This is a genomic window from Marinomonas atlantica, from assembly GCF_001639725.1.
In the GTDB taxonomy this organism is placed as follows: domain Bacteria; phylum Pseudomonadota; class Gammaproteobacteria; order Pseudomonadales; family Marinomonadaceae; genus Marinomonas; species Marinomonas atlantica.
This window is the reverse complement of record NZ_LTAW01000003.1, coordinates 421,359-433,077: the sequence shown is the minus strand read 5'-3', so window position 1 is coordinate 433,077 and position 11,719 is coordinate 421,359. Positions and strand designations below refer to the sequence as shown.

Below are 11,719 nucleotides of genomic sequence, written 5' to 3'. Positions count from 1 at the left end.
ATAATCCGGTGATTAGGCTGCCTGAACTTGTTCTTCAGACATACCCACTCTAGCAAGTATTTGTAGATAATCCTTGCGAGGCAAGCACAATTCAAGCACAGATTGCCCTAATTCGTTGTAAGTTTCGTTTTTAACACCGCCTTGCTCGAACAACATAGCCCTAAATCGACCTTGTTCAACAGGAACGACGATAGTTTCTTTAACAACGTCTTCAGATAATAGTTCAGCAATCGCTTGCTCAAGTAAATCAATGCCGACCCCATCACGAGCAGACACCCAAACTCGCACAGGGTTCCCATGCTCATCACGATCAATTCGAGGTTCACCGGTCGGCATCGCATCAATTTTATTAAATACTTTCAGAATTGGCAGCTCATTAGCACCAATTTCTTCTAGAACAATATCGACATCAGCAATATTTTCGTCGCGGTTAACATCTGCAGCATCCACGACATGCAGTAAAAGGTCAGACTCTGCCGATTCTTTCAATGTTGCCTGGAATGCCTTTACTAATCGGTGCGGTAATTTTCGAATAAAACCTACCGTATCCGCCAACACAATCGTACCCACTTGCTCAAGATCAAGACGTCGTAGCGTCGGATCCAATGTTGCAAATAGCTGGTCAGCCGCATAAACGTCAGCACCAGTAGCACGATTAAACAAAGTCGACTTGCCAGCGTTGGTGTAACCTACGAGCGAAACCGTAGGCACATCTGATCGAGAACGAGCACGACGACTTTGGTCACGCTGTGAATTTACTTTAGCAAGACGTTTTTGGATGGATTTAATGCGCTCACGAAGTAATCGACGGTCCGTTTCAAGCTGTGTTTCACCTGGACCGCGCATTCCTATACCACCTTTTTGGCGCTCAAGGTGCGTCCAACCTCGAATTAATCGAGTCGACATATGCTGTAACTGGGCAAGCTCCACTTGCAGCTTACCTTCATGCGTACGAGCACGTTGCGCAAAAATATCTAGAATCAAACCAGTGCGGTCAAGCACTCGGCAATTCAAGACACTTTCAAGATTACGCTCTTGTGAGGGGGATAAGGCATGGTCGAAAAGCACCACTTGGGCTTCTTCTCGGATCACAATATCTTTGATTTCATCTAATTTGCCGGTACCGACAAAGAACCTAGAATCAGGTCTTTGTCGAGATCCAGTTACAACAGCAACAGGATCAGCGCCAGCAGAGAGAGCGAGTTCTACGAACTCTTCTGGCCCATGATTATCGTCGGAATCATGAAAATCGATATGAACCAGTACAGCAATTTCACCACTTTCAGGGCGTTCGAAAAACAAGTTATATAACCTCTGTTTGCTCTAGTCTGAACAAACTTATTCTGCAGCATCTTCCGCCTGATCAGGAGACGGTAGACGAATAGTGCGTGATGGAACAACAGTCGAGATTGCGTGTTTGTACACCATTTGGCTAACAGTGTTTTTCAACAAAATCACAAACTGATCAAATGACTCGATCTGTCCTTGAAGCTTAATACCATTCACAAGAAAGATAGATACAGGCACTCTTTCTTTGCGAAGTACGTTTAAGTAAGGGTCTTGTAATGACTGCCCTTTTGACATCGGATTCTCCTTAAGCAAGCAAACTTATAATTAAAATATTGGCAAAACAATACTATAGATAGTACACCAAAACTTTTCTGATTTCCCCTTATATAATCTCGCTTTCCAAGTATTTCAAGGTTTGTCCTAAAAGATCTTTATGTAAGCTATCAAAAAACACTAAATCATCCCAGCCACGTAACCAAGTATGCTGACGTTTTGCTAATTGCCTTGTTGCAACAACTCCCTTAAATATAGCTTCATCAAGGGTATCTTCCCCTTCCAAATACTGCCACAGCTGACGGTATCCGACACAGCGAATCGATGGCATATCGATCGTTAAGTCTCCGCGTCGATACAGCGCCTCAACCTCCGCTAGGAAGCCCTGCTCCATCATAATATGAAAGCGCTGCTCTATACGCTGATGAAGCACTGAACGCTCTTGCGGCATTACAGCAATATTAATTAACTCAAACGGCAGTTCCTGTGCTTCTTGCTCCGCCCACAATTGAGTCATAGTTTTACCCGTCAAACGGTAAACCTCTAATGCACGCTGTAATCGCTGAGGATCATTTGGATTGATTCTAGCTGCCGCCACTGGATCAATTTCTTTTAGCTGTTCATGCAAACTCGCTAAACCAAACTTAGCAGCATGCTGATCAAACTCAGCACGAATTGCCGGATCCGCTGACGGCATTGGCGCCAATCCATTTTGCAACGCATTGAAATACATCATAGTGCCGCCCACCAAGAGTGGCGTTTTACCTTGCGCCACAATATCTTCTACTTCACGTTGCGCATCAGATAAAAAATCAGCCGCAGAGTAACTTTCAGTTGGCTCAATAATATCGATTAAACGGTGTGGCGCCTTGGCTAATGTTTCTGCATCCGGTTTAGCAGTACCAATATCCATACCTTTGTACACTAAGGCGGAGTCGACACTGATAATGTCATAGCCGTGCTGATTGGCAAGCTCAACAGCAAGCCCTGTTTTACCTGAGGCAGTTGGCCCCATTAAGCAAACGACTTTAGGTTTAGACATGTTTTAGCGGCCCCGTAAAAATAATTTATCTAAATCAGACATGGATAACTGAGTCCAAGTTGGTCGTCCATGGTTACATTGCCCACTGCGCTCAGTAATTTCCATATCACGAAGCAAACTGTTCATTTCAGCAATGGTCAACTTTCGGTTCGCTCGAACAGCACCGTGACAAGACATCGTCGCCATTAACTCATTAGCACGTGCTTGCAATAAGTCGCTGGTTCCATTGACTACCAAATCGCTAATCACATCTCGAACCAAGCTCTCAATATCGCCGTCAATTAATATGATCGGCACTTCGCGCACCATGACACTTTCAGGGCCAGAACGCTCTATTTTAAAACCAAATTGCGCAAACACATCATCACAGTCTTCCACCAAATCCGCTTCTGCTTGCGATAAAGATACATTAATAGGTACCAATAGAGGCTGAGACGCGACACTTTTGGCATAAAACGCAGCTTTCATTCGCTCATAGACAATACGCTCATGCGCGGCATGCATATCAACGATGATCATGCCGGTTTCCGTTTCCGATAGGATATACACGCCATGTATTTGCGCCACCGCGTAACCTAGTGGCGGTGTTATTGAGTGACTTGGCATCGGTTCACGCACTCGCCCCGTCCTTTCAGTGACACTAAAACTGGCATCGTTTGTGCTTACAAAAGGGGCCGCTTGAGTGACGACAGGCGTAATTTCACCTGTTTCAGGGTCAATATGCTCGCCTTCAAACTGACGAGCAAAGTCGTTCATCTTAGACACTGCGCTGAGTTGACCAGTCACTTGACCTGTTGTAGGCACATCCTTTGGTGTGTAAGAGTTTGGTGTATGCCCACTATTTTGACCCGAACTCATCCAAGAGGCATCCCGGGCTGCCGAAGGGTGCCCTAAGCCTAAATTCGCTTGATCTTTAATTTGTGGTTCTTGCTGCTGGATTGGGTGTTCAGCAGCCCCCTGCATCCCCGACTCAGGCCGAACATCTGCCAATACTTTATGAATACGACTGAACAAGAAGTCATGCACCAATCGCCCATCACGAAAACGCACTTCATGTTTAGTTGGGTGAACATTTACATCAACCGTGCCAGGGTCCAACTCAAGATACAGAACAAAGGTAGGATGGCGACCGTTATATAACACATCGCGATAAGCCTGGCGCACCGCATGAGCAACCAACTTGTCACGCACAACACGGCCGTTCACAAAGAAATACTGCAAATCTGCCTGCGATCGAGAAAAAGTTGGTAAGCCAATCCATCCCCACAAACGCAATCCTGCCGCCTCAACATCAATGGTCAGCGCATTCTCAATGAATTTTTTACCCAACAAGTTTGCTAAGCGATGCTCCGCATGCAGCTGATCTTGGACCGGACGAAGATCATACACTTGCTTACCATTATGACTTAAGCGAAAACCTACGTCGTAGCGACTAAGCGCCAACCGCTTTACAACTTCTTCTAAATGATTGAATTCTGTTTTCTCTGTCCGCAGAAATTTGCGTCGCGCTGGCGTATTAAAAAACAGATCGCGCGCCTCGATCGTCGTACCTTGAGGATGTGACGCAGGTCGAACAGACGTCGCCATGTCCTTACCTTCCGCTTCGACACGCCAAGCCTCAGGCTCACCTTCGGCACAAGATGTTAAGTGTAAACGCGACACAGAACTGATACTGGCCAAGGCTTCACCACGAAACCCAAGTGTTGCAACCGCCTCTAAGTCATCTAGCGTGATAATCTTACTTGTCGCATGTCGGCTTAGCGCTAAAGACAAATCGTCTTTGACAATACCACGACCATTATCTCGAATCTTGATACCGCGCACACCGCCCTGCTCAACATCAATATCAAGCTGAGTAGCACCTGCGTCTAAACTATTTTCCAGTAATTCTTTTACAACCGATGCGGGGCGTTCTACTACCTCCCCCGCCGCTATTTGGTTAGCTAAGCGAGGGGACAGCAAATTGATTCTAGTCATGAGACTCCTTAGCAAAAAGGTCGTTTAACCGGCAGGGATAGATAACTTTTGGCCTATCCAAATTACATCGTTGCGTAGGGTATTGGCTGAGCGCAAAGAGTCAAGAGACACACCATTCTTTCTGGCAATTTCTGACAATGTATCGCCTTTTGACACCGTGTAGGTGTAGCCACCTTTTTGTGTTTTTCGCCAAGCGATATAAGTACCATCCGGAGGATTCGAGACAAAGAAATCCTCAACTCCTTTGGCAATTGAAGAAGCCAATTTCCGACGATACGTCAGACTCGATAGATTTTTTGCTTCTGTTTTGTTCGATACGAACCCTGTCTCGATCAAAATAGAAGGAATATCGGGTGATTTCAACACCACAAAGCCAGCTTGCTGGACTGAGTTTTTATGCAGTTTGGCAACGCCACGCATTTCACCCAAGACTTCTTTACCGATATCTAAACTCATCTGAATGGTTGAATTCATTGACATATCAAGCAGCACTTCGGCTAACAGTTGGTCTTTATCATCTAACGAGATGCCACCTACTAAGTCAGCAGATTGCTCTTGTTGCGCCAACCAACGACCCATTTCAGAAGTCTTACCGCTCAGTGACAGCGCCCAAACAGACGCTCCACGAGCCGAGGACTTTGTAAACGCATCCGCATGAATTGAAATCATCAGGTCCGCGTTGGCTTCGCGAGCTACCCGTGAACGATCACGCAATTGCAAATACACATCTGTAGAGCGAGTCATCACGGCCTTAATTCCTGGCTTCGCATTCAAACGTTTTGCCAGCTCTCGACCAATCGACAACACAATGTCTTTTTCCCTAACCTTGTATTGACCCAGTGCACCAGGATCTTTACCACCATGCCCAGGGTCAATCACCACGACAATATCGCGCTTCTCATCAGAAATGGATGCCAGACTTTTAACGACCGTCGGGGCAGAACTACTCTGCACGCCGTAGTCCAACTCCACCAAAATGCGAGGCCCGTAGCCGCCTGATGCAGCCAACTTAGTCGTTCTAGCTTTGACTTTTTTATTGAGGTCGAGAACAAAGCGCATGCCTGAGTCGCGTTTAGCATAACGCACACGCAAAAGCGCGTCGGAAGACAATGCAGAAAGACTTGCCACGACGTCTTGCGAAATAACGGTATCATTAATGTCCAACACAACCCGATCAGGGTTGCTAAGTGGGAACATACGATGGTCAACAGAGCTATCAAGCTCAAACACAAGGCGCGTTGAGCCAGGTTGTTGACCGACACGAATATCTTTGACTTGAGCGGCCTGCATCAGCGTGCTCATTGTCAACAAAAGCACTGGCAATAGCCAATTAATAGAAAACATTTTTTTATACATATCAGACAGCTAGCAAGTATATGATTACACTATAACGGTTGCCGTCACTGATCTCAAATAGACAATATATTGAGCACAAAAAAGGAGGCTAAAGCCTCCTCGAATTATCTAGCTGGCAAGCCGTTGCGATATTTGAGCTACTGCTTCGACACCGTAGCTGGTTTTCGGTTCAATAGAGACTGATCTACCATGCCGCACTAACTCTAGGTGAACCACTAAATCAGGCTTTGGCAATACACCCTCTCCCATTTCGGCCCATTCTACTAAACATAAAGCGCCATCTTTAAAATAATCACGAATCCCCATGTATTCTAATTCTTCAGGGTTACTGATGCGATAGAGATCAAAGTGAAAGACGTCCTGATTTTCAAACTCATAAGGTTCAACAATGGTATAGGTCGGACTTTTAACCGGACCAATATAGCCCAAACCTCGAAGAATCCCCCGCACCAACGTGGTCTTCCCCATGCCTAGATTGCCATCTAAATACACCACTCCACCACTTTTGAGTGATGCTGAAAGGTTCTCACCAAACAGCTCCATTGACTCTTCACCAAACACTTCTTTTTCAAACAACATAATGTTACTCACTTACCTACACACGTCTGCATGCGAAATTTTATTCTAGATAATCCAATAATTGATAGGGCTGCATTGCCACCATACCTATATTCTGCTGACATTTTTGCGCCGCTTTGTTGTGCCAAGCAGCCGCAATGACTGCCGCTTCAAAAACGTCGTCATAATACGCCAAACATGACCCCACCATGCCACTTAATACATCCCCTGAGCCGCCCTTAGCCAAGCCAGGACAAGCCCCCCCAACAATCATGGTGCGCCCATCAGGTGCCGCTACGACACTTGTTGCTCCTTTCAATATCACCACTGATTGGTAACGATCTGCGATGGTACGTACAGCCAAAGGTAAATCTTGAAGTATTTCCGGGACCTTTTTGCTTAACAGCCTAGCCGCCTCTCCAGGATGAGGTGTTAGCACCATTTTTTGTCTCACAACTGGTTGCTCAGTCAACCAATACAAACCGTCTGCATCAATGATGGTTGGATAATCACCCAACACTTGAAATTGCTGCCATATACTTTGTGACCATGCGGAGCGCCCTAAACCAGGCCCTATTACCAATACAGACTCTTGTCCTCTGAGCGTTGAAGAAATATTCATTTCATGTGACGCGACTGCCATCACATTAGGATTACGTACCAAAGAGGCGTTCAGATGCCTCTCTTGGGTATATAAACACACTGTGCCAGCACCACTTTTAGCAACCGCCTCACTTGCCATAATGGCAGCACCGCCATACCCGTGATCTCCAGCTATGACTGTGACATGCCCATAAGTTCCTTTATGAGAGTTTGGCTTACGCCCACAGGGGGGCATAACATCAAGTGCTGTGGCAGCCAAAAAATAGGCTTGCGGCTGCTCGGACAGATCAACAGCCTGTAAGTTCTCCGTCACAATTTCGCGGTAGAAAGACGGACCGTCTTGCAAATAATGCCCTATTTTGTCACCAATAAAAGTTACCACTAGATCGGCTTGCACCGCCAACTCAGCCTTACCTGTGAACAAATCTAAACCACTAGGGCAATCCACACTAACTAACCAAGCGCCCGCATCAGCTAAACCATTCATTATCTGAATCGCTCGCTCAAATTGCGCAGACAACGGCGCCCTAAAACCAATGCCCAACAAAGCATCAACGATCACAGGAGCGTGATCATCATCTAGCTCATCAATGCTTCTTACTTGAACATTTTCAAGCTCATAGGCTATTTTCTCCGCCCGCAAGGCATCCCCTTTCCTAGGAGAACTCGCTGCATCATAAACAATAACCTGCAAGCCATCTTGCGCAGCAAGAGCCGCCACCACCCACCCATCGCCGCCATTATTGCCGCCACCGACAACAATCGCTAGGTGAGTCACCCCGCGTTGACGCCGCAAGATATGGTTATAAAGAGCCTGACCCGCACGCAACATCATTGGAAAGCTCGCACCTTCATGGGCAAAGCTGGCCTGCTCACGAGACCGAATAGCAGCCACGTCGAACAAGGGATTAAGAAAACGTGATGAAAGCAAAGATGACATGATAGAGGTCTCCGATGTTATGAGCATAGAACCAAGACTCTTGAACAAAAGAAGTATGCATCAATAAGTACAAAAACGCTGATAGTTAAGGAAATCTTAGCTATCAGCGTAACAAGACATTACGACAACCCGAACATGGTTGTACGATAGTGCTTCAGCTCTTCAATGGACTCAATTATATCGTCTAGCGCTAAATGGGCACCTGACTTCTCGAATCCCTCTAACGCTTCAGGTTTCCAACGCTTGGCCAACTCTTTAATTGTACTGACATCCAAATAACGATAATGAAAATAGGCCTCTAGTTTTGGCATATAACGGTAAAGAAAGCGACGATCTTGACCGACACTGTTGCCACAGATTGGAGATTTACCAGACGGGACGTACTGCTCTAAAAATGCAATTGTCTGAGCTTCAGCATCCGCCATCGAAATATCAGAATTCAATACTCGATCTGTAAGCCCAGATTGCCCATGGTGTGTTGTGCACCACTCATCCATGGCTTCCATGACCGATTTTTCTTGATGAATGGCCAAATTAGGTCCTCTACCCAGTACATTAAGATTCTTGTCCGTCACAATCGTAGCAATCTCAATGATGGTGTCTGTATCTGGCTCTAGGCCTGTCATTTCTAAATCAATCCAGATTAGATTATCTTCGCTGTAACTCATAATGCACTCAGTCCTGTATTTTAGTTGCTAGCCATTATACTCTATGCGTTTAAATTAACGACCGACAAATACGAATGTCAAAACGAAAGCTGACCAAACAACAATCTTGGCGCATAGAGCGTATTCATAAAGAACGAATGGAACGCACACAAAAGCGTGCTGACCGTGCAGAAGAGACGTTACAATCGTCCGATCTCGGCCCTGAAACGGAAGGTATCATCATCTCTCACTTTGGCACGCAAGTGGAGGTTGAAGGCACACAAGAGCCTCATGTTGGCGTAAGTACACGCTGTAATATGCGTGCTAATCTTGGACAACTAGTGACCGGCGACAAAGTCGTATGGCGCCCCAAACATACCGAAGGCGGCGTAGTCGTTGCACGATCTGATCGCGAAACGCTATTACAGCGACCCGATATGCATGGTCGTTTAAAACCTGTGGCTGCAAACATCGACTTTATTGTGGTTGTAATCGCAGCTGAACCTGTGCCACATGCCAACTTAATTGATCGCTATTTAGTCGCTGCAGAAACGGTAGATATTCCACCTGTCATTTTGCTCAACAAAAGCGACTTGATTGACGACAGTAATGCCGAGGATCTTGAAAAACTTCTAAAGACATACATTGACTTAGGCTATCAAGTTATTCGCACTTCGATCAAGAATGACGAAGGCATGGCCGAACTCAATGAGTTTTTAAAAGATCGCATCAGTGTTTTTGTTGGTCAATCCGGTGTGGGTAAATCTTCTTTGATCGGGACTTTATTACCTGATATTGAAATCAGTGTTGGTGAACTGTCTCAGAAACGTAAAAAAGGAACACATACTACCACCACAGCGCGCTTATTCCATATGCCGATTGGTGGAGACTTAATCGACTCACCAGGAATTCGTGAGTTCGGACTATGGCACATTAGCGAAGATGAATTGCTGGAAGGCTTTATTGAATTTCGACCACACCTTGGTTACTGTAAGTTTCGCGATTGCTCACACGAGAAAGAGCCTGGGTGCGCCATTAGGGAAGCATTAGAAAAAGGCGAGATCACGCCACATCGATTCGAAAGCTATCTTCGTATTAGACAATCCATTCGAGACAACGATGCCTTTTAGTATCAAGCCTTAAAACACTTTTTCAGGGGTCATGCTCGGATCAAGCTCAACTTGCTCGCCACCATAACGACGACGACTTGATTCTAGCATTCGCTTGTAAGCAGCATCGGTAAGTAAAGTCACCGATATGCGACGATTTTCTGAACTAGATGGATTCATCCTATTATAAGGGACACTGTCCGCCAAGCCTATTACTTGAGCGATTCGTCTAGGGGCAAATCCGCCTTCAATCAGTGCATTTTTCGCAGCATTTGCCCTCAAACTGGATAAATCCCAATTATCAGAAAACCCTTTGCCATTGTAGCCTGAAGAATCCGTGTGCCCAGTAATAACGACAGGGTTTTCAATCATATTGAAGACCAACGCCATACTCATTAACGTATTTTCCATGTCAGGCACAAGCTGTGCGCTGCCACGTTCGAACATTGGCTTTTCTGGATCATCAATCAATGTAATACGCACACCATCTGGGGTGATCTCGATACGCATGTTTTGGTCGTTTGAATTGACTCGATCTAGACTTTGAAATTGCTCAATGAGCAAAGCGTTCATTTTTTCCAGCTCTTCGCCGTCATTCCCAGTTCGCTTTAATTCTTCATCTGTGAGATCAGGCGTGCTTCCTGGCTCTGGCAAGTCCATATCAAGCTTGCGTTCGGCACTCATTGCCGGGCTGCCACCTAGGTCAATTGGGGTGTTACTGAAGCCTGCTGTGGACATCCCTGCAGGGTCATTAAAATACCCTTCGATTGCCGCCAATTCTTCGGGAGAGGATACATTGATAATCCACAACACTAAGAAAAACGCCATCATCGCTAATGCAAAATCAGCCAGCGCTATTTTCCAAGCGCCACCATGATGGCCACCTTTCTTGATCTTTTTTACACGCCGAATAACAGGATCATAATTATTCATAAACGCGCCCTAGCGAAACTGCTTCACTAACTCTGAGAGCTCAATAAAGCTTGGGCGTAAATGTGTTGGTAACATTTTTCGCCCAGTTTCTACAGCAATCGCAGGAGGATGCCCTGACGCCATCGCACTTAAACAAGCCTTAACACACAGGTAAGCCTGAAACTCTTGCTCACCTAATCGCTCAAGATGGGCCGACGCAGGACCAACAAACCCATAAGCAAAAAAGATCCCCAAAAATGTTCCCACCAGCGCCGCAGCTACATGAGAACCAATTTCTTCCATTGGTCCACCAATCGACCCCATGGTAATAACAATCCCTAGTACCGCAGCAACGATACCAAACCCAGGCAAGCCCTCTGCTACTCGATTCATAGCATGTCCTGGCGCAACCAACTCTTCTGATACAAGCTCAAGCTCAGCATCCATCATGGCCTCAAGCTCATGGGCAGGTAAGCCTGTAATGGTAAACACCCTATAATTGTCCGTAAAAAACTCGACTAACTCATAATCTCGAATTACATCAGGAAAGCGCTGAAACAATTCACTATCAAAAGGAGATTCAACATCTTGCTCAATTGCGAGAAAGCCCAATTGTCGGCTACGCTGAAACAGGCTGTAAATACACGAAAGTAAATCAGAATAAAATACCCGATTATGGCGACTACCTAGAAAAACTTGCGGTAATAACTTAAAGGTTTTCTTTTGCAGATTAATAGGGTTAGCTATCATGAATGCGCCTAAGGCAGCGCCACAGATAATCAACACTTCAAATGGTTGCCATAATGCGAGCATTTCCCCATGAGCAGCTAGATAACCCGTTACAACACTTAAAATAACAACCAGCATTCCTGCGATTACGAACATAATTTCATCCTACTTTCTGACAGTGTATGCTCACCAGACAATATACAGTATGATTAGTGCATCCATGCATTAAAAACGGCAACAAAACAATTATCGAACAATGCCTTGAGCCTTAAATGTAACGAGC

Annotated in this window: 11 protein-coding genes; 1 reads left to right on the top strand and 10 read right to left on the bottom strand. The window is 45.6% G+C overall.

The window, feature by feature from the left end:
- Positions 1-12: 12 nt before the first annotated feature.
- The 8 genes from hflX to orn form a co-directional block, all read right to left on the bottom strand.
- Positions 13-1,302, bottom strand: coding sequence for a ribosome rescue GTPase HflX (gene hflX, locus AYW75_RS07165; protein WP_067036912.1), 1,290 nt, complete (start codon positions 1,300-1,302; stop codon positions 13-15).
- Positions 1,303-1,338: 36 nt separating this feature from the next.
- Entirely contained in the window at positions 1,339-1,584 is a 246-nt protein-coding gene (hfq, locus tag AYW75_RS07160) for an RNA chaperone Hfq (protein ID WP_067097470.1), read from the bottom strand.
- Positions 1,585-1,672: 88 nt separating this feature from the next.
- Positions 1,673-2,605, bottom strand: a complete 933-nt coding sequence (gene miaA, locus AYW75_RS07155; protein WP_067097467.1) for a tRNA (adenosine(37)-N6)-dimethylallyltransferase MiaA — start codon at positions 2,603-2,605, stop codon at positions 1,673-1,675.
- Positions 2,606-2,608: 3 nt separating this feature from the next.
- Positions 2,609-4,582, bottom strand: coding sequence for a DNA mismatch repair endonuclease MutL (gene mutL, locus AYW75_RS07150; protein WP_067097464.1), 1,974 nt, complete (start codon positions 4,580-4,582; stop codon positions 2,609-2,611).
- A gap of 24 nt (positions 4,583-4,606) precedes the next feature.
- Positions 4,607-5,926 (bottom strand): N-acetylmuramoyl-L-alanine amidase, encoded by a 1,320-nt coding sequence (locus tag AYW75_RS07145; RefSeq protein WP_231886160.1) that lies wholly within the window; start codon positions 5,924-5,926, stop codon positions 4,607-4,609.
- Between the two features lie 120 nt (positions 5,927-6,046).
- Positions 6,047-6,517 (bottom strand): tRNA (adenosine(37)-N6)-threonylcarbamoyltransferase complex ATPase subunit type 1 TsaE, encoded by a 471-nt coding sequence (tsaE, locus tag AYW75_RS07140; RefSeq protein WP_082856432.1) that lies wholly within the window; start codon positions 6,515-6,517, stop codon positions 6,047-6,049.
- Positions 6,518-6,557: 40 nt separating this feature from the next.
- Positions 6,558-8,039, bottom strand: a complete 1,482-nt coding sequence (locus AYW75_RS07135) for a bifunctional ADP-dependent NAD(P)H-hydrate dehydratase/NAD(P)H-hydrate epimerase (RefSeq protein ID WP_067097456.1) — start codon at positions 8,037-8,039, stop codon at positions 6,558-6,560.
- Between the two features lie 119 nt (positions 8,040-8,158).
- Positions 8,159-8,707, bottom strand: a complete 549-nt coding sequence (orn, locus tag AYW75_RS07130) for an oligoribonuclease (RefSeq protein ID WP_067097452.1) — start codon at positions 8,705-8,707, stop codon at positions 8,159-8,161.
- Positions 8,708-8,781: 74 nt separating this feature from the next.
- Here orn and rsgA point away from each other — a divergent pair, with 74 nt between their 5' ends.
- On the top strand, positions 8,782-9,816 hold the full coding sequence (gene rsgA, locus AYW75_RS07125; protein WP_067097449.1) for a small ribosomal subunit biogenesis GTPase RsgA: 1,035 nt from the start codon (positions 8,782-8,784) through the stop codon (positions 9,814-9,816).
- 9 nt (positions 9,817-9,825) lie between these two features.
- Here rsgA and AYW75_RS07120 read toward each other — a convergent pair whose 3' ends face one another.
- Together AYW75_RS07120 and motA are read right to left on the bottom strand one after the other, a co-directional pair.
- Positions 9,826-10,728: a flagellar motor protein MotB gene (locus tag AYW75_RS07120; protein ID WP_067097446.1), complete on the bottom strand. Its 903-nt coding sequence runs from the start codon at positions 10,726-10,728 to the stop codon at positions 9,826-9,828.
- Between the two features lie 9 nt (positions 10,729-10,737).
- The gene (gene motA, locus AYW75_RS07115) at positions 10,738-11,592 is read right to left on the bottom strand and encodes a flagellar motor stator protein MotA (protein WP_067097443.1); all 855 of its coding nucleotides are present in this window, start codon (positions 11,590-11,592) and stop codon (positions 10,738-10,740) included.
- Positions 11,593-11,719: the final 127 nt, after the last annotated feature.